Source organism: Pseudaminobacter sp. Soil_N_29, assembly GCF_057656055.1.
The window spans coordinates 49,552-72,993 of the sequence record NZ_JBDGLC010000010.1; the positions used below are offsets into that span (position 1 = coordinate 49,552).

Consider the following 23,442-nt stretch of genomic DNA (forward strand, 5'->3'; position numbering starts at 1 on the left):
GTCGGTCGATGAATTTTTCTGACTGTTTTGCGTCTGGACTTTGATGTAGAAACCGCCGCCTGTCGGCTTAGGTGGATAAACCGATTGAATCGTCCGGGGAACGGACCCCTATAGAGCGGCACGCCTGCAAACGACCGTGGTCTCGCCGGGGACCCAGATTATTGGAATTGATCATGGCCAGGTTTAGGTTTCACAAGCTTGCCGCTATCGGCGTGCTCATCGGCTTTGCAGTCTGGATGGGCACGGGCGAATTTTCATCGGTCGGCAGCGCGGCAGCCGAAAATGACAAGAAGCCCGCAGAAGCGGAGCAGGTCAAGCCTCCGGTGAGGACGGTAGCGGTGATCACGCCGCCGCGCACCCTGCATGCCCGCGCCATCCGGATGTCTGGCCAGACCGCGGCCGACAAGCGCGCCGTTCTTGCGACGCGTGCAGGCGGCATCATCGCCAAGCTGCCGGTCAAGCAGGGACAGCACGTCAAGGCAGGTGACCTGGTGCTGATGCTGGACGCCGAGGAAAAGACCGCCGCGGTGGAAACCGCGCGCCAGCTGGTCGCTCAGCGGCAGGCCGAAGCGGAAGCCCAGGAGCGCCTGGTCAAGTCCGGCAACTCGCCCAAGCTTCAGGGCGATATCGTCCGCTCCGCGCTGGCCGCCGCCAAGTCGCAGCTCGAGGCCGCGCAGGCAGAACTTGCGCGCACCGAGGTCAAGGCGCCGTTCGATGGCGTCATCGACCGCCTGCCGGTCGAGCTCGGCAGCTCGATCATGACCGGCGGCGAAGTCGCAACCATTCTCAGCCTCGATCCCATCGTTGCCAAGGGCGAAATCAGCGAACGCGACCTGAGCTATGTGAAGCTCGGCGACGAGGCGCAGGTGAAGCTGGTCGATGGCCAGACCGTCAAGGGCACCGTTCGCTACATCAGCCGCGACGCCTCCGCGCCGACGCGCACATTCCGCCTCGAAGTCGACGTGCCCAATGCCGACGGTGCGATACCGGCGGGCATGACAGCCGAGATCACGCTGCGCGCGAAACCGGCCGACGCGGTCATCCTGCCGCGTTCGGTAGTGACGTTGAGCGACAATGGCGACCTCGGCATCCGCGCCGTCGACCAGGAGGGCAAGGTCACGTTCCACCCGATCGACCTGGTGGACGACACGCCCAACGGGCTGGTGCTCGGCGGAATTCCGACGGAAGCCCGCATCATCGTCGCCGGGCAGGACCTGGTCAGCGAGGGCGACGAGGTCGAGGCCGTGGAGGCGGACGCCGAAACGATCAAGAAGCTGGCCGGCGAAGTGACCGGAAGCGTTCAGTAGGGCCGGCAGAACACCTGCCCACACGATAAAGGTTTCAACAATGGGTATCGTCGGCTACGCAATCCGCAATGCGCGGCTCACGCTTTCCTTTATGGTGTTCTTCCTGATCGCCGGCGCGCTGGCCTATCAGTCGATCCCCAAGGAAGCCGAACCGGACGTCAAGATTCCGATCATCTATGTCAGCCTGGCCTATAACGGCATCTCGCCAGAGGATTCCGAGCGGCTGCTGCTGAGGCCGGTCGAGACCCGGATGAAGAGCCTCTCCAACGTCAAGGAGATGCGCTCGGCCGCCTACCAGGGCGGCGGCTACGTTCTGGTCGAGTTCAATGCCGGCGCGGACCTTTCCAACGCGCTGGAAAACGTCCGCGCCAAGGTTCAGGACGCCAAGCGCGACCTGCCGCAAGGCGCGGAAGAACCGACCGTAAACGAGGTCAACCTGTCGGAATTTCCGGTTCTGGTGGTCACGCTCGCCGGCAACGTGCCCGAGCGCACGCTGACCGGGGCGGCGCGCGAATTGCGTGATCGCATCGAGGAGGTTCCGGGCGTGCTGCAGGCGGACCTGCGGGGCGCTCGCGACGACTTGGTCGAGGTCATCATCGACCCGGTCAAGCTCACCTCCTACGGCCTGCGCCTCGACCAGCTCATTCAGGGCGTCAACGCCTCCAACAGCCTGGTCGCCGCCGGCAATATCGAGGGCGCGGAAGGTCGCTACGCGATCAAGGTGCCGTCGCTGATCGAAACGCCGGAAGACATCGCAAACCTGCCGATCGTGGCCGGCCCCAACGCCGTGGTGCGTGCCCAGGATGTCGCCACCGTTCGTTCGACCTACAAGGACGCCGAGACCATCACCCGCCTGGACGGCAAGCCGGCGATCGCCATCGAGGTCAAGAAGCGCGTCGGCGCCAATCTGGTCGAGACGGTCGACGCGGTGAAGGTGGTGGCCGACGAGTTCGCCAAGAAGCTGCCCGAGGGCAGCGTCGTGTCCTACAGCCAGGACAAGTCGACCTCGATCCGGCAGTTGCTCGGCGACCTCCAGAACCATGTGATGATCGCCGTCATCCTGGTGTTCATCATCATTCTCTACGCGCTCTCGGGCCGCGCCTCCATATTGATCGGCCTGGCGATCCCGACCTCGTTCCTGCTTGGAATATTGCTGCTCTCGCTGGCCGGCTACACGGTCAACATCGTGGTGCTGTTCAGCCTGATCCTTGCGGTCGGCATGCTGGTCGACGATGCCATCATCGTCACCGAATTTGCCGAGCGGCGCATGGCCGAGGGCATGGACAAGAAGGAGGCCTACGCACTGGCGGCCAACCGCATGGCCGGCCCCGTCATCGCCGCCACCATGACCCGCATCGCGGCCTTCTCGCCGCTGCTGTTCTGGCCGGGCATCGTCGGCGAGTTCATGAAATACATGCCGATCACGCTTATCGTGACGCTATCGGCCTCGATGCTCTATGCGCTGGTGTTCACGCCGACGCTGGGCGCGATCTTCGGCAAGGCGCATCACGAGCCGGAGCACAAGGACGGCCTCTACATGAACACGGTCAAGCTGGCCGTGCGCCATCCGATCAGCACGATGCTTCTGGCCGTCGCCCTTCTCGTCGCCGTGCCCTGGGTCTATGCCCACAAGGGCAAGGGCGTCGAGTTCTTCCCCAATGTCGAGCCGGAATACGGCCTGCTCTACGTCCATGCGCGCGGCAACCTTTCGCTGGCGGAGATGGACGCGGCTGTCAGCCAGGCGGAGAAGCGCATCCTGGGCTGGCCGGGCGTGAAGTCCGTCTATACGCGCGCCGGCAAGACCACCGGCGGCGGCAACAATGTCGACGAGGATGTCGTCGGCGTGATCCAGTACGAATTCGTCGACTGGCGCGAGCGCAAGCCGGCACATGAAGTTCTGGACGAACTGCGCGCCGCCATGGCCGGCATTCCGGGCGTGAGCGTGGAAGTGCAGGTGCCCGAGGCCGGCCCGCCCACCGGCAAGGCGATCCAGGTGCGACTTTCGGCTGTCGACCCGACCGGGCTCAACGACAAGGCGCGCGAAGTCGCGGCAATGCTGAAGACCATCCCCGGCGTGATCGACGTCTCGGACGGCCTGCCGCCGCCCGGCATCGACTGGGCGCTGAAGATAGACCGCAGCAAGGCCGCGCAATATGGCGTTAGCCCGTTTGCGGTCGGTTCGGTCGTGCAGCTCGTCACCACTGGCCTGAAGCTGTCGGATTACCGCCCCGCCGGCGCTGACGACGCCGTCGACATCCGCCTGCGGCTTCCGGAAGACCGCCGCACATTGTCGACGCTCGACCAGCTTCGGGTGGAGACCGCGCAGGGCTCGGTGCCGATCTCGAACTTCGTCACCCGCCAACCCGAGCCGAAGATCGGCATCCTCAACCGCATCGACGGCCAGCGCACCATCGTCGTGCAGGCCAACGTCGCCAGCGGCGTGCAGCCGGCAGCGGCGCAGGCGCAGGTGACCGAGGCGATGAAGAAGATGGACCTGCCCGGCATACGCTGGAAGCTCGCGGGCCAGGACGAGGAAAGCAAGGCGGCAAGCGCCTTCCTCGGCAAGGCCTTCGGCGCGGCGCTGTTCCTGATCTTCATCGTGCTGCTGGCGCAGTTCAACAAGTTCGGCAGCGTGATGATGGTTCTTTCCTGCGTGGTCATGTCGACCATCGGCGTGTTCCTGGGGCTGCTCATCACCGGCCAGCCCTTCGGCATCGTCATGTCCGGCATCGGCGTCATCGCGCTGGCCGGCGTGGTGGTGAACAACAACATCGTGCTGATCGACACCTATGACCGGCTGCGCCACGAAGGCTGGGACAAGATGGAAGCGGTGCTGCAGACCTGCCGCGAGCGTGCCCGCCCGGTGGTGCTGACGGCGCTGTCGGCCATCTTCGGCGTCTTGCCGATCGCCTTCGGCCTCGGGCTGGAAATCTTCCATCACGAGACCACGATCAATGCGCCGTCGACGCAGTGGTGGATCTCGCTGTCGAGCGCCATCGTCTTCGGCCTGTCCTTCGCGACGGTCCTGACGCTGATCGTCACGCCGGCGATGCTGATGGTGTTCACGCGCAGCAAGGACAGCCGCGTCAATCGCTTCCTCGGCCGGGTGTTCCGCCGCGGCGGCAAGGCCGAAACGGCCGGGGCAACCACAGAACCGGCCGACGGCTCCGGCGCCGTTGCCTATCCCAAGGCCGCGGAGTGATGCGCCCCGCGCCGTACGCCACCTGAACGGCGTGCGGCGCGTCTCGGCAGGCCGCTCGGCCCGGGGCCGCGAGTTCTGCTCTGGCCGACGCGCAGGGAACCACAATTCCCGTCAAGCATTGTCAACCCATTGAAACTTTTCAATGGAGGGAGACACTCATGACGCTATCCACACTGCTGATCATAATCCTGATCCTGATCCTGGTCGGCGCCTTTCCGGCGTGGCCCTATTCACGCGGCTGGGGTTATGGCCCCTCCGGCATCGTCGGTATTTTGTTGATCGTTCTGGTGATCCTGTTGCTGACGGGCCGCGTCTGACCGTCTCGTCTAAAGAACGCCCGCAGCAATTGTGCTCCGGGCGTCCTTGTCTTTTAGAAACGCCGCCTGCTGGCGCGCTGCGCCCGCCAGACCAAGATCGGCGAGCGCCTGCGCCACGGCCTCATCCAGCGGTGTGTGCGGGACAGTTCCGATAATGCCTTCCAGCCGCGTCGACGCCAGTCGGTGTTCCTCGAAGTGCAGATAGGACATCGACAGGATCGCCTTCCACATCGGCACGAACGGGCTGCCCGCCCGCAGCACCCACCAGGGCATCGAGGCAAGCTTCAGCGTGCACCCGACTGCCTTCTCGGCCGCCTCCTTCATCTCTAGGTCGGTCGCGGCATGGCCCGGGAAATTCAGGTTTTCATAGGCGCCCAGCAGGTCGCGCTTGTCGGCCAGTGCGACGAAGGCGGCGGCGAAATCCGGCAGATAGGTCCACTCGTGCACGAGATCGACCGGACCCGGCGCGGTGTAGACGCCCTTCGCGATCTTGGAGGCCACGACCAGGTCGAACCACGATCCCGCGCCCTTGCCGCCGAAGAAATCTCCGGCGCGGAGCAAAGTGGTGCGAACCCGGCCGGCGGCGGCCTCACGGCGGAACAGGCCTTCCATCGCGACCCGGATACGGCCCTTTTCGGTAGTAGGGTGCTGCGGAGTTTCCTCGGTGATGACCGCCGGCATCGGCGATCCGAAATTGTAGACTGAACCCGGGAACAGGTGCAGGGCAAGGTTGGCGTGGCAGGCGGCCATCACGTTTTCCGCCATTGGCAGGCAGTTGCTCCAGTCGGAATAGATCGGGCTCAGCCCGTTGAAGACGATGTCCACGCCTTGCGTGGCGCGGATCAGCGACTGCCTGTCCAGCGCGTCGGCGGCGACAGCTTCCGCGCCGGAGAGTTCCGGCGGCAGCTTGCCGTCGCGGGTCACCGCCCGCACCTCATAGCCGGCGTCGAGAAAGGCGTTGGCCACCATGCGGCCAAGCCGGCCGCGGGCGCCCAGAATTGCGATCTTGGTCATTTCGGTCACTCCTGTTTGTGTGAGTAACCTTCATATGATCCATGCATAGACGAATTGAAATTGACTGAAATCGGCACTTCGTTATTCATTATCGAATATGAACGAGATCGACTGGAACCTCATCCGAAGCTTCGTGGCCGTCGCCGAGACAGGCAGCCTTTCGGCTGCCGCACGGCAACTTGCCGCGAGCCAGCCGACGCTCGGCCGCCACATCGCGGAACTCGAGCAGGCGCTGGGCGTCACGCTTTTCCGGCGCGGTCGGCAGGGCTATGTTCTGACCGAGGCCGGCAGCCTGTTGTTCGAGCGCGGGCGGGCCGTGCATCAGGAAGCGACCGCCTTTTCGCGCCTGGCGCTTGGGTCGGTCGAGGCGATCGAAGGCACGGTGCGCATAGCGGCGAGCGAGATCGTTGCAGCCTACCTGCTGCCCGACATGCTTGCCAGGCTGGGCATCGAGGAGCCGGGCATAGAGGTCGAGATCGTTGCCTCGAACCAGATCGAGAACCTGCTGCGCCGCGATGCCGACATTGCTCTGCGCATGGTCAAACCAACTCAGAACGAACTTCTGGCGCGCAAGGTCGCCGATCTCCCCCTTCGCGCCTGCGCGGCGAAGAGTTACCTTGCGCGGCGCGGAACGCCCAGGAACGCCTACGAGCTCGTCGGACACGACCTGGTCGGCTACGACCGTGGTGACGACATCATCAAGGGGTTCGCCGCCTTGGGCGTCAAGCTCGACCGCCACGCCTTTCGCTTCCGCACCGACAACCAGATCGTACTTTGGGAGGCAATACGCATGGGCAACGGGATCGGCTTCGCCCAGGAGTCGCTGGTGCGGGCCGACCCGCTGGTCGAGGCGATCCTGCCGGATCTCCAGCTACCCGTGCTGCCCATGTGGTTGGCCATGCATCGCGACGTGCGGAGCAGCGTTCGCATCAGGCGGGTAGCGGACTTCCTTTTTTCGGCTTTGAAGCACTATTCCGCCGGTTGAGACGCGGGCATGAAATCGGCACCGCGCGCAAGGCCCGCCATGAGGCAAACCACCACCAGCAGGCAGGACATGGCAACGAAAATCGGCGCGAAACCGGTATGCTCGCCGACGAAGCCGATCGCCGATGGCGCCACCAGAATGCCCGAATAGCCCATCACGGTCACCACGCTCATGCCCGCGCCGGGCGACATGCCGCGCTGGTTGCCGGCGGCCGAGAAGGCGATCGGCACCATGTTGGCAACGCCAAGCCCGGCAAAGGTGAAGGCGCAGATCGCCATCCAGGGCGATGTCGCCAGGCCGGCCGTGAGCATGCCCGCGGCGGCGATAAGGCTGGAAATGCGAAGCGTGCGCACGGCGCCGAAACGGTTGCGCACGCCATCGCCGAGAAACCTCATGGAAGCCATCGTCGCCGAGAAACCGGCGAAGGCGAAGCCCGCGGTGGCGATATCCGCGCCGAGTTCCTCACGCAGGTAGAGCGCAGCCCAGTCGAGCACCGTGCCTTCCGGCACCATGGAGAACAGCGCGACGAGGCCGACCAGATAGATCAACGGATTGGACGGCAAGGATAGTTTGCGGTGCTCGCGCACCACCGGCTTGTCCTCGGCCATGATATGGCGCAGCGCCAGCGCGACGATGACAAGCGCCACCACCGTCACCAGGACGGCATGGGCAGCATGGCCGTAAATCTGGATCGCCAGACCGCCAAGGCCGCCGCCGGCAAAGCCGCCCAGGCTCCAGAACCCGTGCGAGGACGACATGATGGCGCGCGAGAGCTTGCGCTCGACCGCCACCGCATTGGCGTTCATGGTGACGTCCATGCCTCCGATGACCGCCCCGAAGACATACATGGCCAGCGCCGCGAACGGCACGTTCGGCGCCAGCGCGACCGGCAGCAGACCGACGGTCGCCACAACGGAGAAGATCCTGAGCACCTTGCGCGAACCGTGCCGACCGATGAGATAGCCGCACCATGGCATCGCCGTGAGCGCGCCCAGACCGAAGGCAAGGATCAGCAGACCAAGCGTGAATGGGCTGATGCCGAGCCGGGGCAGGAACAGCGGGATCTGCGGGGCCCAGCTGCCGGTCAGGAACCCATTGGCGAAAAACATCGCCGCCACAGCCCAGCGGCCGCGCCTGGCAGTTTCAAGGATCTGGGTGGAAGACATGAACGGATTCCGCAAGAGGCGTTGGCGCGCGCGAACTTAAATCGGTTTAACACTTAGTCAACACGATAAGAGCGGCGAAAGATTGGACCAGCCTGTACCTATGCCAAGGATTATTGCGGATCAAATGCCTGGGCGAAGTGTCGCCTGCGCCAAGCCGGAGAGAGCTGGCGATCAGCGCCAAAAGCGGTTGGGTATCAATCAGATGGAAATTGTATGGCGGAGAGGGAGCCCGCCATCGCAGTGCCCCACCGTGTTCCACGCCATAACGAAAAGGCTCTGAAGAGCAACTATTTAGCCCTTGGCGCCTATTCCAGCGCGTTGCGTTCCGCACCATGTTGTAACCTTTATGGCGGGTCCAATGGCGGATCCCAGGGTGAGAGGCGGAAGAATGCCACGCAAAGCGAGAGAGTTGGGGCCACTCGACGTGAAGCGTCTGACGAGGCCGGGCGTGCACGCGGTCGGAGGGGTCACCGGCCTGCACCTGCAGGTGAAAGAGACAGGCGCCCGCTCATGGCTGCTGCGGATCAAGATCGGCGACAAAAGGCGAGAGATCGGCCTCGGCGGCTATCCGGACGTGACGCTGGCCCAAGCGCGCGATAAGGCGCGGGAGGCCCGCGACCGCATCGCTTCCGGGGTGGATCCGATCGAGGAAAAGCGGGCGGCGAAAGCGGCGCTTCGGGCCGCCGCGGCGGCGCTCGTCACCTTTGACGAGGCGGCGCGCCGCTGGCATGACAGCAAACGGCATGAATACCGCAACGACAAGCACGCCGCCCAGGTGCTGACCACGATCACCACCTATGCAAGCCCGGTCATCGGCGGTCTGCCAGTCAGCGCGATCACGCTGGCGCATGTGATGCAGGTGCTGGAGCCGATCTGGAAAGAGTAGACTGAGACCGCCAGCCGCCTGCTTGGGCGGGTGGAGAGCGTGCTGTCATGGGCCACCGTGTCCGGCTTCCGCTCCGGCGACAATCCGGCCCGCTGGAAGGGCAATCTGGATGCTGTCCTACCAAAACCCGGCAAGGTGGCCAAGGTCGAGCATCATCGGGCGCTGCCGATCGATGCCGTGCCCGCCTTCATGGTCCGGCAGCGCCACGTCGATGGCATGGGCGCCCGGGCACTGGAATTTGCCATTCTGACTGCGACCCGATCAGGCGAGGTGCGGGGAGCCGTCTGGAGCGAGATCGATCTCGCGGCTGGCATCTGGACCGTGCCGGCTGCTCGGTTGAAGGCCGGCAAGGAGCACAAGGTGCCGCTGTCGCCGGAAGCCATTGCACTGCTGCAGAAGCTGCCGCGGTTCGAAGGGTCGGACTTCGTCTTCTGTGCGTCGCGCGGTGGGGCGCTGTCGGACATGACGCTGTCGGCCGTGTTGCGGCGCATGGAAGTCGATGCGGTGCCGCACGGCTTCCGGTCTACCTTCCGTGACTGGGCCTCCGAACGCACGGCTTACCCGAGCGATGTCGCCGAGATGGCGCTGGCACACGCAATTGGCAACAAGGTGGAGGCAGCCTACCGGCGCGGCGACTTGTTCGAGAAGCGCCGCCTGATGATGCACGACTGGGCCCACTTCTGCAGCACGGTCTCGAGTGTGGGCGATCCGCCGCTCGAGAAGCACAAGCTAGCCCAGTGGCATCACTGTGGGCAGGACCGGTGGAGGTCGCCACAATGTCCGAACCGGCGTGAAGCTGTGGCGAGCTTAGCGTCTGGTTGCAACAAGACCCGAATCATGTAATCTCGGGTCAGCTCAGAAAGTGAGCTTCCGCGCAAGAGGTGCGGGTCCAAACCAACCAAAGGTTGGCCGGATCCGTCATGCCCTAGCGCGAGGGGCCGGCCTCCGTCCAGGAGTCGGTCGTGCCATTCCCTTCTAGAAAAACCTCCCTTAACGGCGGCAATGCCGTCGATCATGCCGCCCAAGCGCCTTCTTCTTTGCTTCCGCCTGAAGAGCGCTACCTCGACGTCAGGCAGACCGCCAGCCGCTACAGTTCGTCTCCCACGACTCTATGGCGGTGGGTGAAGACGCGCCCCGATTTCCCCTCGCCCGTCAAGATCGGCCCCGGCTGCACCCGCTGGCGTCTGTCGGATTTGCTCGAGTTCGAGCGACGCATGGGAGCGGCGGAATGATCGAGCTCGACGTCCTCAATGCCATGCTGGCGGCCGGCTCTACAGCCAAGGAGATCGTTCGCTACATCGAGGCGACCGAGCGCGTGAAATCTGAAAAGGCCGCCGAACGGCGGGTGAAGGATCGCGCCCGCAAGCGCAAGGTGCGCGCGCAAGAAAAGTCAGCAAAATCAACGACCGTGTCCGACGGACAGGTGCGGACAGGCGCGGACATTGCGGACAAAAAAGAAGGGTTTCCCCAAACCCCTTCCCAAGAAAATAACTACCCTTCCCCCCCTAAAGGGGGACCTTCCCAGACGGCTCGCCGCAAACTCGAGACGGTGCTCGATGCCGAGCACGCCGAGGTCGTGATCGATCACCGCAAGAGCCTCCGCGCACCGCTGACGGCCTTTGCCGCAGCCCGGCTTGCGGAGAAGTTTTCCCGTTTCCCGGACCCAAATGCCGCGGCGGAGGCGATGGTCGCCAATGGCTGGAAGAACATCGAGCCCGAGTGGCTCGAGAACCGGAAGACCGCGATCGCCCGCGCCGCCGCACCGCCGCGCTCTGGCAGCCCCAGAAATCTGAGCGAGTTTGCGATCCAAAAATTGATGGAAATTGAACATGACGACTAAGCAACCGGCGATCAGGCCGGATATTTCGCGTATGCCGACGGACAAGGAATTTTCGCGGGCACTGGCTCTGCTCGGCGTGCTGAAAGAGAAGAATACCTCGAGCCCTGAAGTCGCGTTCGCCGCCTACAAGATCGGGCTTGAAGGCGTGTGTGCCTATGCTTTGAAACGAGGGGTCCGCGCGGCCTTGAAGGATGTGAAAAGCAAGGGAGGCTGGTGCCCCACCCCGCCCGAGCTCCACAAATATTGCATGGATTTTCAGGGGCCGATTGCCGCGGAGGAAAATCGCGCTCGCAAGCGCGCGGAGCAGTTGGCCGAGCAGAAGCGGGTCGACGACCTCCACAAGCAGAAAACACCCGAATCGAAGGCACGGGTGAACGCCCTGGCCGCTAATTTTCGGGCAGCAATGCCGCCTGGCGGGCACATAAAGAGCAGCTTGGATCAGGATCTGGTGGCGCAGATCCCGGACCGGCCGAAGCGCGAAGGCGCCACATGGTCTCAGCTCAAGGCGCCACCTATCGCCAAGCCGGCCCCCAGCTCCTCCTCGGCGACCGCGAGCGCCCCGGATGGCGCCCTGACGGCAGAGGCGAAGCCCGGGGGCGCCGGATGGGCCCGCCTCAAGACACCGTCGCCCACCAAGAAGGACGCCGGCGAACCTGATGAGGATGCTCGCGGATCTGATGAGGAAGACGCCTGATGTCCCGGAAGTCGAATAAGGTACAAGGGCGGCAGCAGATCGCCGAACGGGAGCCCACCCCGCAGGAACTCGCGGTAGCCGAGAAATTCGAGGCACGCAGGCAGAACCAACAACCCGGAGCGCGGCTGACCGCGAAGAGACTCTCCGAAACGAATGTCGGCGCCGATCTCGCGGGAGGCCCTCTTGAGCATTTGCAAGCGGCGCTGTTGATGGAAAATCTTGCCACCGCCGATCCTGATGCGGCGATGTTCCTGCTTCGTCAGGTCTCTCGGCTTGTTGAGCCAGGCGGCGGGGACTATGCCGAGACGCAAGTGAACGGGGTCATGGCACTGATCCGGGCGATCAATCCCGCAAATGAGCTCGAGACGATGCTGGCCGTCCAGATGGTCGCCACGCATCTGGCAACGATGGAGCATGCCTGGCGGCTGCGGGTTGCCGAAACGCTTGCGCAGATGGACTTTGCCGAGCGCGCCTTGAGCCGCCTGACCCGGACCTTCACCATGCAAATGGAGGCGCTGAAACGGCATCGCGGCAGCGGCGAGCAGAAGGTGACCGTTCGACACGTTCACGAACATGCCGGAGACGGCTCAGCCGCAAGTTTGCAGCAGGGGGAGAGGGTAATGAAAAAAGCGGAGATCAACCCCATGAACGGGTGCGTCTTTCCGAACGCAAGGCAGTGCAGCGCTCGCTCGAAGCGGACCGGGTGCCGTTGCAAAGCACCCGCCGTGACCGGCTGGAACGTGTGCCGTTTCCACGGCGCCCGAGGCGGGCAGCCGGCCGGGGTCGCCAATAGCCGGTTCAGGCACGGCTTCTACTCGCGTGAAGCCATGCAGGATCGGCAAGCGACGCAGAAGCTGATCCGAATGCTTCTGCAGCGGGCAAGGTTCTAATCAGGGGCGATTGGCCGGTGCCCCGGTGAGGAGCCGGCCAAGTCTATGGAAGGGCGAGCACGACATCGAGCTTAATCAGGCGGTCACCGGCTTCGTATGCCCCGCACCGGCACTGGAAAGCCGCAAGACGTGAGCAAAATCGTTCTGCTTCCTTAGGACAGCGCGAGCGGGAGCGGCTTGGGCCGGCCCCCCGTTCCCTGGAGAGGGGTTCCACAGTGAAGCACAGTAACAGGTCCTGCTAGCCGCACAGGCCCGCCAGCTCCGCCTTACGCCATCCATCTCCGCGTTCATGTTGCTGCAACATGCCGGCCTTGATCGCCTCAGATGCCGCAGTTCCCTTTCCCGGGGCGGGGCATTTGATCCTGTCGTAGCAGGCCCTGAAAGGCATGACGCTCGGCGTCTCGCTCTCCACCAGCCAGTTGCAGTTCGTCGAGGAGAACTTCGGCGATGTGGTCGAGGTGCGGACCTACAAATCCTCCGAGCAAGTGCAACTGGACCTGGAAGGCGGGCGCCTTGACGGCCAGTTCGACAACGTCGTGTTTGCCCGCGACCGCCCGGCCAGGAGCCAGGGGGCGCTGAAGACGACGGGGCCGCTGCTCGTTGGCGGCATCATGGCAACGAATGTCTGCCTCGGCATTCGCAAGGACGAGCCGGAGCTCAAGGCCAAGCGGCCATGAAACACGCACTGACATTGAGCGCGGCGGAGACCGGGCGTGAAGCCTCGGCAGTCCGCCTGCTCCACCTTGCGATGGAGGATCCCAACGCGGCGATGGCGGGTGCGCTCGAGCATCTTGAAGACTGGCCCTGCGACGCGCTCGTCTTTTCGCTCCTCATCGGTCCGTTCGGGTTGTTTTCCTCGTCGGGCCGCCGCGACTGGCGCGAGGCAAGCCTTGCCCTCATGGAGCGCCATCGACCGGCCTTGCCGGCCGATGACTGGTGGTTTCTCTCCAACCTTTCCTTTTCCCAGGCGGAAGCGGGGCAATCGGCACTGGCGCTGGAGATTGGCGAACATGCGCTCGGGCTCAGGTCGACCGGGCTGGCGGCGCATTCGGTCAGTCACGCCCAGCTCGAATTGGGGATGAAGGACGAAGGCCTTCGCTTCGCGCGCGACTGGCTGGCGGCGCCGGGCCGCGCTTCGGACATGCGCCATCATATCAGCTGGCATGCCGCGGTCTTCGAATACGATCTCAAGGTCGGCGATGCCGGCCATCTGCACCGGCATTTTGCCACCGAAATGAGCGCTGCGGTCTGCGATCCGATGCCGCTATCCACCTTTTCGGACAATGCATCCTTCCTGTGGCGCATGGCGCTGCGTCAGTTGCCTCCCGCCCGCGAACCCGTGGCCGAAACCCTTGCCTATATGGACCGGCATTTCGTGTTCTCCGGTTTCGCCTTTGCCGATCTGCACCGTATCGCGATCACCGCACTCGGCGGCGACGATGACCGCAAGGCGGCGCTTGCCCAAGACCTGCGCCGCCAATGCGAGCGGGAGGGTTCGGCGGCGAGCGGTCTTCTCGTCACGCTGTGCGATGGCTTTTTTGCCTTTGCGGAGGGGCGCTATCGAGCGGCGGCGGCGCTGCTTGCGCCGGTTCTCGATGATACCGTGCTGCTTGGCGGCTCGAACCCGCAGCGCCGCCTCGTTGCGGATACACATGAGGCCGCCTGCGCTCATATTGCGGGCGGTTGAAGGAGGGACAGATGGATCGCAGGATGGGACTGGAAGGCATTTTTGCCGAGAATGATCTGCCCCGGCTGATTCGCCGTTCCGGCATGGCGGACTGGCTCGACGACCGGGTGCGGATTCTCGACCGCCGCCAGTTGCCCGAGCGTATCGAATATGTCGATTGCAAGACCGCCGAAGACGTCGCCGCCGCGATTCGGGATATGGTAATTCAGGGGGCGTTTTCGATTGCGATCGCGGCAGGTTACGGCCTTGCGCTCGGAGCCCGGGGAACCTCCATGACCGAGATCGAAACCACCGCCGCGATGCTGCGGGCAACGCGGCCAACGGGGCAGGCGCTTGGCAGGATGCTCGATGCGGCGCTGGCAGTTGCCCGGTCAGTCGGAAGCGACCGAATGGCGGCGATCGTCGCCCTGACTGATCGTGCTGCCGCGGCCTTGGCGCGGCAGGGCTACGAGACGGGACGGAACGCGTGCGCCATAATCCCCGATCAGGCGACGATCCTCACCCACTGCTTTCCCGATCGGTCATTTGCCTACCTCCTGCTTGCGGCAAAAGCCCAAGGCAAAAGCTACAAGATCGTGTGTAGCGAAACGCGCCCTTACCTCCAGGGCGCTCGTCTGACGGCGCTGGTCGCGACTGAACTCGACTTTCACACGCATGTCATCACCGACGGGATGGGCGGCTATCTCATGCGCGAGGGTTTCGTTTCGCATTTTGTCACGGCAGCGGACCGCGTGTGCCTGGATGGCACCGTCTGCAACAAGATCGGTACCTATCAATACGCGCTCGCCTGCGCCGATAATGACAAGCCCTATATGGTGCTTCGCCAGAGCGGGCCGGACCCCGACAGCCGAACCGAGGCCGACATCCATGTCGAAATGCGCGAGGGGCGCGAAGTGGTTGAATTTCTCGGCCAGCGCACGGCGCCGATGGCAGCAACGGGGCTTTACCCCACATTCGATATCATCTCGCCCCGTTTCGTGCGGCGGATAGTGACCGACCGCGGCGATTTCGCTCCAGACGCCGTCGGAACCTATTTTGAGCGGCCCGCCATGGTGCCTGACGCCATCCTGTAGGGAGCGTCGGCAAAAGGCAGAAAGTTGACGGGCAAGCGCCCGGGAGGAGCTGAGGGGAAGCCATGGAAACGGAACGCGTCAGGCACTTGAAGGCGATCGAAAGGCAGATCCTCTGGCTGGCCTGCTGGACGATCCACAACGCCAACAACGTCCGCGAAAAGGGCGAGGTGAAGGTCGGCGGGCATCAGGCTTCGTCAGCTTCGATGGTTTCGATCATGACAGCTCTTTATTTCCAAGCACTTCGCTCGCGCGACCGCGTCGCGGTGAAGCCCCACGCCTCGCCCGTGTTCCACGCCATCCAGTACCTGATGGGCAACCAGTCGCGCGAGAAGCTAGAGAACTTCCGCGGCTACGGCGGCGCTCAGTCATATCCGAGCCGGACCAAGGACACCGATGATGTCGATTTCTCGACCGGCTCGGTCGGCCTCGGGGGCGCAATCACGGCATTCGCCTCGATCATGCAGGACTATCTGGCGGCCAAGCGTTGGGCCGGAAACATCGACCTCGGCCGCATGGTAGCGCTGGTCGGGGATGCCGAACTCGACGAAGGCAACATCTATGAATGCCTGCAGGAAGGCTGGAAGCACAATCTGCGCAACACCTGGTGGGTGATCGATTACAATCGACAGAGCCTCGACGGCATCGTCCGCGAAGGCCTGTGGCAGCGTATCGAAGCAGTCTTCCGTGCCTTCGGCTGGGATGTCGTCGTTTTGAAGCACGGCGCTCTGCAGCGCGCCGCCTTTGCCGAACCCGGCGGCGACAAGCTGAGCGAGTGGATAGACCGTTGCCCCAACCAACTCTATTCGGCACTGACGTTCCAAGGAGGCGCGGCTTGGCGCAGCCGGCTGATGGACGATATCGGTGACCAGGGCGAAGTTAGCGCGCTGTTGGCGCGACGCACCGACGAGGAACTGTCGGAACTGATGAACGATCTCGGCGGCCATTGCGTGGAAAGCCTGGCCGATGCTTTCGACGCGATCGATCACGATCGCCCGACCGTTTTCCTCGCCTACACGATCAAGGGATGGAGCACTCCCCTGGCCGGCCACAAGGATAACCATGCGGGCCTGATGACGAGCGCTCAGATGGCCGAATTCCAGAAGGCAATGGGTGTGCCGACCGGCAAGGAATGGGATCCCTTCGCGACGATCGGTGATCCGAGCATCCTGCGCGATTTCTTGACTGCGGTTCCATTCTTCGAGAATGGGCGACGCCGCTTCAGGGCCGAGAAGGTGCGGACGGACGGGCCAATCCTGATTGAGGATCGTGTCCTCTCCACCCAGGCGGGTTTCGGCAAGATCCTGGACGTGCTCGCCAAGCAAGGCGGCGCCGTCGCGGAGCGCATCGTCACCACGGCGCCGGACGTCACAGTGTCGACGAATCTCGGTCCCTGGGTCAACCGGCGCGGCCTGTTCGCGCGCGACACGCTGGCCGATACTTTCCGCGACGAACGTGTGCCTTCGGCACAGAAATGGATGTTCTCGCCCGACGGGCAGCACATCGAACTGGGCATCGCCGAGATGAACCTGTTCCTGCTGCTGGGTGCGGCCGGTCTTTCGCACTCGTTATTTGGCGCGCGGGTGCTGCCGATCGGCACCGTGTATGACCCGTTTGTGGCGCGCGGCCTCGATGCGTTGAACTATGCCTGCTATCAGGAGGCCCGTTTCATGATCGTCGGAACCCCTTCCGGCATCACCTTGGCGCCCGAGGGCGGAGCGCATCAGTCGATCGGTTCGCAACTGATCGGCATGAGCCAGGACGGGCTTGCCAGCTTCGAGCCGGCCTTCGTGGACGAACTCTCCATCATCATGGATTGGGCTTTCGACTACATGCAGCGAGACGGCGAGGGCGACCCGGACGAGCGCACATGGCTGCGCGATGAAACCGGCGGCTCAGTCTATCTGCGTCTGACCACCCGTCCGCTGGAGCAGCCGCTCCGGCGCGACGACAAGCCGTTCCGGCAGGGCGTCATCGATGGGGCATACTGGCTGCGGGAGCCCGGTCCGAACGCCGAGATCGTGCTCGCCTATCAGGGCGTCGTCGCGCCAGAGGTGATTGAAGCCGCGGGTCGCCTTGGCGACGGCCGGCGCGATATCGGTGTCCTGGCGCTGACGTCCGCCGATCGCCTGAATGCGGGCTGGACGGCTGCGCAGCGCGCCCGGCGGCGGGGCCATATGGGTGCAACAAGCCACATCGACAAGCTGCTCGGTGAGTTGCCGCGGCATTGCACGATCATTACCGTCACCGACGGACATCCGGCGACGCTGGGTTGGCTCGGCGGCGTCGCAGGCCACCGGACGGTGCCGCTGGGCGTCGAGCATTTCGGCCAGACCGGCACCATCGCCGACCTCTACCGCCACTACGGGCTGGATTCGGACAGCATCGTCAGGATCGCCTCAAGCCTGACATCCGGCCGACGAATCCGCGAGACATTTCTTTAGAGGACGAGTCCTTGAACGACACATCCCCTGCGCTGTGGCCGATGAGGACAGTGCGTTCGATACCCAACGCCTCGTCCATTACGGGCCGGGGTGAATGACAATGCCCCATAAGCGCCGCCCATGATTGAGGAGAGGGGAAAGCCTGGCGCCGCCAGTAAATGGGGAGCAGTCCACAAAGCATTCGTGATGGGATGCCCATGAAGCCGCGGTCTTTGTCCACGCGGGCAAGCCGGACCGGGTGACTGCAAGGCAGAGCAGCCTGCCGCGCTAATCCAGCCATCCCGCCTAGGTCCTGGCAACCGTCGAAGTCTCCACCCGTCCGTCCGCAAGAGGGACGGCTGCGTGCTGAATGAGAAAGCCCACGAGAAAGCTGATCGTTCAGGTCGGGGCTCGATAGACAGTAGGAGTTGTCCGGCGAGTTGTGTCTGGCTGGCGATGTGAACGGCAGCAATGCGCCCGATGTTGGACGTGGAGGCAAACGGTGCCTTCGCCTGAAAGCGGACATTCAACGAATTGTCGTGACTAAAAGTTTGCGCCATGAAGGCTGCAGGATCACCGCCCGCACACATCTTGAGCGCATGTTAGCCAAGGCCCCCTGCTTGAAGGGCGCCCAGCCGTTCTACCCGGCAGAACAGGCTGCGCGTAAACGGAGTCGCTGAGGGACTATTCAAAACCGCATGCGGGCGCCCAATGTCACCGTGTGCAACGACGCGCGTTTCTGGAATGCGCCATCATAGGCGGCAAACCAATTCATCCCGGTGGAGCTTGCGGAAGTCAGATTGACGTCTGCGGCCAGGCGTAGGACATCGCCGCCAAGGGCGCCAGTACGGGCGTCCAACGTGCGTCCGAGAAGTTCGACGGGAACATGGAGGTTCCTGTCGCCCGCCAGCCGGGTGTAGGAAATATCTCCCGCCAGTCGAAGCGTGTGATGCGTCAACGCAATCGGCGTGGACTCGATGCGAACGCCCGGACCGGCCTCGATCTGCGCGTATTCGGCCGACGGCACGGTCAAGGAAAATATTCCGGCGCCGGTTTCGTTTGCCGCATTTGCATGCTGCCATCGCGTCGTAATCGATGCATAGGGAGAAAGGGATCCTAGGTCGTCCAACTCGAAGCGGTGACCAGCACGCAAGCCGACCTCCGTTCCGAGACCGGTGACATTCGACCCGCCGGTCGGCGCCAGGCTGGTGCCCGTTGCTCCGGAAATCGAACGGCGGACGATCGACTGGTCGAAGTGTGCAAATTGCGCGGTTCCGTCAGCGAACCAGCCACCGGCGGCCCACCTGCCATAGGCGCCAAGGTGAACATTGGTGGCCGTTGCGGAGTTGTCCTTGCCAGTGGTGGTCAGCCGGGCGTGCGTGAAGCCACCGACGATGCCGAACTGCAGTTCCGTATCGGCGATGAGATCGATGCCCCCGACAAGGCCGGCAGTTTCGCTGCTATACGCCGAAGACGAGGCGCTTGCTGCCAGAGATGCAGTTCCATAGACGGGCGTCAGCCAGGCGCTCGGTCCCGCTGGCGTGCGTCCCGCGTCGGAGGACGCAATGGTCGATGTTGCGTTGATGGCGTAGGCAATCGGCGCCTGGAGCCGGCTTCTCATGACCTGAGTGACACGATCCATTGCTGTGAACCGCGACCAGGCCGCGCCGGCGAAGATGTCGCCGGTGGCCGGCTCGACGGTATCGACAATGTTGCGAAGATTGAGCAGGCCCCAACCATAAACGGGGTCTATGCCCTGCTCGCCAATGTCTGTGGCCGTCTGCAGCACCAGTTGAGCCAGCTGCGAATAGGCGGCATCTGGAAACATCTGCGCGGCGATGGCCATCGCGCCGGTGACATGCGGCGTTGCCATCGATGTTCCATTCATCGACACGTAATAGTCGTCGCTGTTCGGCCCCGCCGACCAAATCCCGTCGTCGCCCAAGCCGTCTCCCCCGGGGGCCGCGATGCACCAGGCCGCGGCGACACCGCACATGTTGGCGTAGCTGGCCAGAACGCCTGTCGGTCCGACAGCCGTCACGGCGATCCAGTGCGGCTGCAGTTCGGGGTAGTAGTATGGCAGGCTTGCCAAAATACCTGGCTGAATCATTGCATCGTTCCCGGTCGCGAAGACCTGGACACTTCCAGCGGCGGCTGAATCAACCAATGCGCTGAGCGTTTGCGGCACGCCGCTCTCGAGTTGTGTGCGTGAGATGTCGTTGACCGTGATACTTCTTTTAATCCCGGTATCAGGATCGATGATTTCTAACCCCCAAGAATTGCTGAAGAGGCGAATACCCTGCGCAAGGCCCCACCGGTAACCGTTGGCATAACCGGTATCGCCATTAAGGACGGACCAGTTGATGCCATATAGCAGACTGCCGGGTGCCACGCCGACATGCTCTCCCGCGATCGTTCCGGATACGTGGGTACCGTGCGGAGCAATCGGGCCATAGGGCGAGCCATCGACATTGAAGCCCCCCATCCATCGGTCGGCAAACTCCTGATGGGTATTGCGCGCCGCTTCGTCCATGACGCCGACCTTTACCCCCGCGCCGCTGTATCCCTTCTCAAGGGCATAGTTTCGCCCCACCATTTCGAGGCCCCACAGCGCCGGTCCGTCCGACGCCAGAGCGGCCTTGCTGGACACCAACGTGGTTACTGCGAGCAGCAGCAGGCGGCGCGCGGGAAAAGCATTTGCGTGCATCGGTCAGTGTTCTCGCGAGAATACAAGATGATGGTAAGTGTGCTGATACGAGCGAGCACAAGATGTAGAGACCACTGCCACCTGTCACGTCCCCCTAAACCCAAATAGCTCCAGCCCGCCCTTACCTCTTTGGCCAGATGGCAGCAATCCCGCAGGCTGATCGCATTTGAGAGAGCTCAAAAGAAGCGTCATGCCCGCGAAGTTGAGAGTGCGCCTCGGATGACGCTTGAATGCAGCGCACGATGAATACAGCGACTGTTGATGAAGCGCTTCAGTGCGGACATAGCTCGATGAACAGCGGGGCATCTGGGAGGCCCGCCTCGACCGGTTGGACGCGCGCAAACGCTTTGGTCAGGGTTTGCCTTGACGGGGCGGCGGCATCGGGTCTGGTAGTCCGGCGATACTGGTTGGCAAGAGGAATTCGATGAGATTGGGTCGCGGCTCGGACCGCTGAAAGCGGACCAGCAAATTTCGGCCCCTTCGGGCAAACTTTGCCTAGTCCGCAACGCGCACCATGTCGGCCGTCGGTGACGTTTTTGCCACTCCCCAGAAGCGGACATCACCGACAGCAAATCTGTTGGTCGGGGATCTCCGCCGCAGCGATGGGCAGGCGGCGCTGGCGATCGAGGATCCGGTCGCGCGGGAGCAGGCGCTGGACGACGCGGAAACCCGGCTGGCGGCTGATTTTGGAAGAGCCGCGCTGATGGGCGACGAAATCGGCAAGATAAACGCATTGCTCGGTGCTCGTCAGTAGCAGTGCCACATAGCTTGGTCGCCAGCACTCGCCACCACCGGGGCGGCTCGCCGCTCCGGTGGTCGGTTAACGATCAACGCAGCACGGCGGTGATAGATGCTTATTCGATACATCGCTGCTGTGTCAGGACCATGGAATGGCGCTGGAAGAAAAGGGTTTTGCGCGACCGCAAATGCGTTAGACCGCCAATTCAGCCCATAAGGTCAATCACCGCGAAAGCAGAAAAACTGCCCACCCCAGGGGTCCGGCCTTGTGATCAGATCTCCGATCTCGGGCGGACGAGAAAGACGGTGGCCACCCATAGTCATGAATACAGCTATTCGGCACCGTTGCTGGGATCGGTGAGTTCGGCGGTCTGCGTTTGGAGCGCCTCGCGGACCTGATCGATTTTGCCGTAGGCCTCTCCCACGCCCAGCACATCCTTTGCCCAGTCCACCATCTCTTGATCGACCACCCGGTTCGGATTCGCGCCCGCCTGCAGCGCCGCCGTGAGCGCCTCGTCCGTGATGGCCTCCATCTGCTCTGCTTGCTTGGCTTCGAGATCGGCGACTTGCTTTTCCGCCTCGCTGACCGCCGCAGCGTTATCAAGGGCGGAGTTAAGGGCATCGATTTCCGCCGCGAGGGCTGCAGCCGCGTCGGCATCCAGCGTGGAGGGATCGATCGCCTCGAGATCGCCAAGGCGCGCCTCCAGATCCGCGGTCGTCAGGTCGGCGGTATAGGAAAAGTCATCATACGGTTCGATCGCGCCGACCGACTCAGCGAATTTCGCATCCGCTGCAGCCAACGCCGCAGTGGCGCTCGCGAGTTCAGCCTGCGTCAGGTCATAATTGGCAGATGCCATCACATAGGATCGGATAGCCGCGAATTTCGGGTCATTCGCGTTGATGAAGGCGTTGACGTTCCGCTTCAGGGAATTGAGGCCACCGAGCTTGGCGTGCAGGTTCTTCTCCTTCGCCTTGGCAGCCGAAGCTTTGTTGGTTTTGCGACCGCTGTCCTTGGCCGACACTGCTGCCGGTTGCGACTTCACCGCGCCCTTGCCCTTGGCCGGCGAAGCACTGGCGCTGCCACCGAGTTGGCCCCCCGGGCCCTTCGCGTTGCCGCGCTCGCCAGCTTTCCCGGCACCGGCTCCTTGACCGCCACCTTTGCCGGCGCCGTTGCTTCCAGCGTTGCCGCCTCCCTTGCCGCCGCCGTTTCCACCACCGTTGCCGCCACCCTTTCCTCCGCCTTCGCCCTTGGCATGGGCCTGGTGTGACAAGACATCGTGGGACGACCCGATGCTTCCAGTCAGGACCGGCAGAAGCATGAGGGCTGTTGCGCATCCAAGAACGACGGATGCACGCGCAAATGGGGTTTTTGCAACGGCTGCTCGCATTGGAGAAGACATGGGGGCCTCCGATTCGTTGGACGCTGATGTTAGCGCGCAGAACCTCACCGATCCGATAAATTATTCTTTCAGGTTTGTTTTAATGTCGGTGCAGCGCAAGGTGACGTCTGGACGTGCTACCTGACACTGCTGGTTGCGGTTCCAAACCGTGGTTCCTCTCACCTCCACCTGGGAAGAGCCACTCCCAGTTTGTAGAAGCACACGTCGCGTACGCCGTGCATGTCCAGCACGATGGTGCTGCGCCAGGGAGCTTTACGAGGTTCTCCGACTGATGTGAGCTTTCACGAGGGCCTCGGGCCGGGGCCATCAGCGCCGATGCCGGACATAGATGCGGAGTGATAACCAGTGCCGATAATCTACAGCTACTGCCGCTGAAGTCGTTGTCGGCGCGGCTCTGGCGGGAGCGGTAAACGGGATGAGAGGTGACAAGGTGGGTCTATGGTTAGCGCGGCCACACCAGCCAGAGAATCCCCACGCCTATGAGCCAAAGCAGCGCTATCAATAGCGCCGCCGCAACAATGAAGCGGACGACCAAAGCCCGCGACCATAACGATTCATTGGGAAGTCGCCGCCAAGCCCAAGTCGCCCCCAAAAACGCAGTCACAAGCGCCACTACCTGCCAAATGATTGCTCCCCCGGGCAAAACCCCATCCAAGGCTGGCAAGACATAAACACTCACTGCAGCACATAGGGCGAAACCTGCCGACGCAAACGCGGACCTAAATGAGCGAAGTTGCGATTGCACGTTGGGCGACATGTCCGGGCTCCCGCTGTCGCTGCGATACTATTGAATCGGAAGGGGCAGAGCTAGAGCCTTTCAGGTTTTGACGGAAGCGTATCCAGCGTCCTCGAAGTAGTTGGCGGATTCGCTGGGCTGGATGGCCATTGAACCACGGCAGGTCTGGGTGATCCGCTTCTTCCTCGATCAGCATTCGACCACCGTGCTGGAATTCTGATGGCGCGTTAGGCTCCGAGGCCGATCTGGATCGTCCGACAACTGTCGATCTCCTGTGCATGCGATAGAGAAGGTTGGCGCAACTCCATGACGCCGGCGGTCGAAGAAATGCTCTCGCCCCAAACCTTTCTTTGATGATCTGCAGCTTTTCCCTCGACATC

The 23,442-nt window shown here is 63.2% G+C and carries 17 protein-coding genes and 1 pseudogene; 14 read left to right on the forward strand and 4 right to left on the reverse strand.

The window, feature by feature from the left end:
* The first annotated feature begins 173 nt into the window (after positions 1-173).
* From AC3A4H_RS20615 to AC3A4H_RS20625, 3 genes are all read left to right on the forward strand, one after another.
* Complete coding sequence (locus AC3A4H_RS20615) at positions 174-1,307, forward strand: efflux RND transporter periplasmic adaptor subunit (RefSeq protein ID WP_487768381.1); 1,134 nt, start codon at positions 174-176, stop codon at positions 1,305-1,307.
* A 40-nt stretch (positions 1,308-1,347) separates the two neighbouring features.
* Complete coding sequence (locus tag AC3A4H_RS20620; RefSeq protein WP_487768382.1) at positions 1,348-4,509, forward strand: efflux RND transporter permease subunit; 3,162 nt, start codon at positions 1,348-1,350, stop codon at positions 4,507-4,509.
* A gap of 158 nt (positions 4,510-4,667) precedes the next feature.
* On the forward strand, positions 4,668-4,826 hold the full coding sequence (locus tag AC3A4H_RS20625; protein ID WP_348780198.1) for a DUF3309 family protein: 159 nt from the start codon (positions 4,668-4,670) through the stop codon (positions 4,824-4,826).
* Positions 4,827-4,835: 9 nt separating this feature from the next.
* Here the strand turns inward: AC3A4H_RS20625 and AC3A4H_RS20630 are convergent, their stop codons facing one another.
* Positions 4,836-5,840, reverse strand: coding sequence for an NAD-dependent epimerase/dehydratase family protein (locus tag AC3A4H_RS20630; RefSeq protein WP_487768383.1), 1,005 nt, complete (start codon positions 5,838-5,840; stop codon positions 4,836-4,838).
* Positions 5,841-5,937: 97 nt separating this feature from the next.
* On the opposite strand from AC3A4H_RS20630, the gene AC3A4H_RS20635 reads away from it, so the two are divergent.
* The gene (locus AC3A4H_RS20635) at positions 5,938-6,825 is read left to right on the forward strand and encodes a LysR family transcriptional regulator (RefSeq protein ID WP_487768384.1); all 888 of its coding nucleotides are present in this window, start codon (positions 5,938-5,940) and stop codon (positions 6,823-6,825) included.
* Here the strand turns inward: AC3A4H_RS20635 and AC3A4H_RS20640 are convergent.
* A complete protein-coding gene (locus tag AC3A4H_RS20640; protein WP_487768385.1) occupies positions 6,810-7,991 on the reverse strand; it encodes an MFS transporter in 1,182 nt (393 codons plus the stop codon). The genes AC3A4H_RS20635 and AC3A4H_RS20640 overlap by 16 nt on opposite strands.
* A gap of 388 nt (positions 7,992-8,379) precedes the next feature.
* Between AC3A4H_RS20640 and AC3A4H_RS20645 the strand changes: the two are divergent.
* The 9 genes and pseudogenes from AC3A4H_RS20645 to AC3A4H_RS20685 all read left to right on the forward strand — a co-directional run bounded on the left by AC3A4H_RS20645 (position 8,380) and on the right by AC3A4H_RS20685 (position 17,502).
* Positions 8,380-9,720 (forward strand): annotated as a pseudogene (locus AC3A4H_RS20645) (tyrosine-type recombinase/integrase).
* Between the two features lie 194 nt (positions 9,721-9,914).
* Positions 9,915-10,109, forward strand: coding sequence for a helix-turn-helix transcriptional regulator (locus tag AC3A4H_RS20650; protein WP_487768386.1), 195 nt, complete (start codon positions 9,915-9,917; stop codon positions 10,107-10,109).
* Positions 10,106-10,717 (forward strand): hypothetical protein, encoded by a 612-nt coding sequence (locus tag AC3A4H_RS20655; protein WP_487768387.1) that lies wholly within the window; start codon positions 10,106-10,108, stop codon positions 10,715-10,717. The genes AC3A4H_RS20650 and AC3A4H_RS20655 overlap by 4 nt, the downstream gene beginning before the upstream one ends.
* Positions 10,707-11,411: a hypothetical protein gene (locus AC3A4H_RS20660; protein WP_487768388.1), complete on the forward strand. Its 705-nt coding sequence runs from the start codon at positions 10,707-10,709 to the stop codon at positions 11,409-11,411. The genes AC3A4H_RS20655 and AC3A4H_RS20660 overlap by 11 nt, the downstream gene beginning before the upstream one ends.
* Complete coding sequence (locus AC3A4H_RS20665; protein WP_487768389.1) at positions 11,411-12,301, forward strand: hypothetical protein; 891 nt, start codon at positions 11,411-11,413, stop codon at positions 12,299-12,301. The genes AC3A4H_RS20660 and AC3A4H_RS20665 overlap by 1 nt, the downstream gene beginning before the upstream one ends.
* 386 nt (positions 12,302-12,687) lie before the next feature.
* Positions 12,688-12,978, forward strand: a complete 291-nt coding sequence (locus AC3A4H_RS20670) for a type 2 periplasmic-binding domain-containing protein (protein ID WP_487768390.1) — start codon at positions 12,688-12,690, stop codon at positions 12,976-12,978.
* Positions 12,975-13,988, forward strand: a complete 1,014-nt coding sequence (locus AC3A4H_RS20675; RefSeq protein ID WP_487768391.1) for a tetratricopeptide repeat protein — start codon at positions 12,975-12,977, stop codon at positions 13,986-13,988. Before AC3A4H_RS20670 ends, AC3A4H_RS20675 begins: the two co-directional genes overlap by 4 nt.
* Positions 13,989-13,999: 11 nt before the next feature.
* Positions 14,000-15,061 (forward strand): translation initiation factor eIF-2B alpha/beta/delta subunit family protein, encoded by a 1,062-nt coding sequence (locus tag AC3A4H_RS20680; RefSeq protein ID WP_487768392.1) that lies wholly within the window; start codon positions 14,000-14,002, stop codon positions 15,059-15,061.
* A gap of 62 nt (positions 15,062-15,123) precedes the next feature.
* On the forward strand, positions 15,124-17,502 hold the full coding sequence (locus AC3A4H_RS20685) for a transketolase (RefSeq protein ID WP_487768393.1): 2,379 nt from the start codon (positions 15,124-15,126) through the stop codon (positions 17,500-17,502).
* A 667-nt stretch (positions 17,503-18,169) separates the two neighbouring features.
* On the opposite strand, the gene AC3A4H_RS20690 is transcribed toward AC3A4H_RS20685, so the two are convergent.
* A complete protein-coding gene (locus AC3A4H_RS20690) occupies positions 18,170-20,188 on the reverse strand; it encodes a S8 family peptidase (protein ID WP_487768394.1) in 2,019 nt (672 codons plus the stop codon).
* A 514-nt stretch (positions 20,189-20,702) separates the two neighbouring features.
* Between AC3A4H_RS20690 and AC3A4H_RS20695 the strand changes: the two genes are divergently transcribed.
* Positions 20,703-20,942 (forward strand): hypothetical protein, encoded by a 240-nt coding sequence (locus AC3A4H_RS20695; RefSeq protein WP_487768395.1) that lies wholly within the window; start codon positions 20,703-20,705, stop codon positions 20,940-20,942.
* 316 nt (positions 20,943-21,258) lie between these two features.
* Here AC3A4H_RS20695 and AC3A4H_RS20700 read toward each other — a convergent pair whose 3' ends face one another.
* Complete coding sequence (locus AC3A4H_RS20700; RefSeq protein ID WP_487768396.1) at positions 21,259-22,245, reverse strand: hypothetical protein; 987 nt, start codon at positions 22,243-22,245, stop codon at positions 21,259-21,261.
* Positions 22,246-23,442 lie beyond the last annotated feature (1,197 nt).

What these genes read in the sequence shown, in the direction of transcription:
- AC3A4H_RS20615 (WP_487768381.1), top strand. Translation starts at nt 174, where the DNA reads ATGGCCAGGTTTAGGTTTCACAAGCTTGCCGCTATCGGCGTGCTCATC.
- AC3A4H_RS20620 (WP_487768382.1), top strand. Translation starts at nt 1,348, where the DNA reads ATGGGTATCGTCGGCTACGCAATCCGCAATGCGCGGCTCACGCTTTCC.
- AC3A4H_RS20625 (WP_348780198.1), top strand. Translation starts at nt 4,668, where the DNA reads ATGACGCTATCCACACTGCTGATCATAATCCTGATCCTGATCCTGGTC.
- AC3A4H_RS20630 (WP_487768383.1), bottom strand. Translation starts at nt 5,840, where the DNA reads ATGACCAAGATCGCAATTCTGGGCGCCCGCGGCCGGCTTGGCCGCATG.
- AC3A4H_RS20635 (WP_487768384.1), top strand. Translation starts at nt 5,938, where the DNA reads ATGAACGAGATCGACTGGAACCTCATCCGAAGCTTCGTGGCCGTCGCC.
- AC3A4H_RS20640 (WP_487768385.1), bottom strand. Translation starts at nt 7,991, where the DNA reads ATGTCTTCCACCCAGATCCTTGAAACTGCCAGGCGCGGCCGCTGGGCT.
- AC3A4H_RS20655 (WP_487768387.1), top strand. Translation starts at nt 10,106, where the DNA reads ATGATCGAGCTCGACGTCCTCAATGCCATGCTGGCGGCCGGCTCTACA.
- AC3A4H_RS20660 (WP_487768388.1), top strand. Translation starts at nt 10,707, where the DNA reads ATGACGACTAAGCAACCGGCGATCAGGCCGGATATTTCGCGTATGCCG.
- AC3A4H_RS20665 (WP_487768389.1), top strand. Translation starts at nt 11,411, where the DNA reads ATGTCCCGGAAGTCGAATAAGGTACAAGGGCGGCAGCAGATCGCCGAA.
- AC3A4H_RS20670 (WP_487768390.1), top strand. Translation starts at nt 12,688, where the DNA reads ATGACGCTCGGCGTCTCGCTCTCCACCAGCCAGTTGCAGTTCGTCGAG.
- AC3A4H_RS20675 (WP_487768391.1), top strand. Translation starts at nt 12,975, where the DNA reads ATGAAACACGCACTGACATTGAGCGCGGCGGAGACCGGGCGTGAAGCC.
- AC3A4H_RS20680 (WP_487768392.1), top strand. Translation starts at nt 14,000, where the DNA reads ATGGATCGCAGGATGGGACTGGAAGGCATTTTTGCCGAGAATGATCTG.
- AC3A4H_RS20685 (WP_487768393.1), top strand. Translation starts at nt 15,124, where the DNA reads ATGGAAACGGAACGCGTCAGGCACTTGAAGGCGATCGAAAGGCAGATC.
- AC3A4H_RS20690 (WP_487768394.1), bottom strand. Translation starts at nt 20,188, where the DNA reads ATGCACGCAAATGCTTTTCCCGCGCGCCGCCTGCTGCTGCTCGCAGTA.
- AC3A4H_RS20695 (WP_487768395.1), top strand. Translation starts at nt 20,703, where the DNA reads ATGTCGGCCGTCGGTGACGTTTTTGCCACTCCCCAGAAGCGGACATCA.
- AC3A4H_RS20700 (WP_487768396.1), bottom strand. Translation starts at nt 22,245, where the DNA reads ATGCTTCTGCCGGTCCTGACTGGAAGCATCGGGTCGTCCCACGATGTC.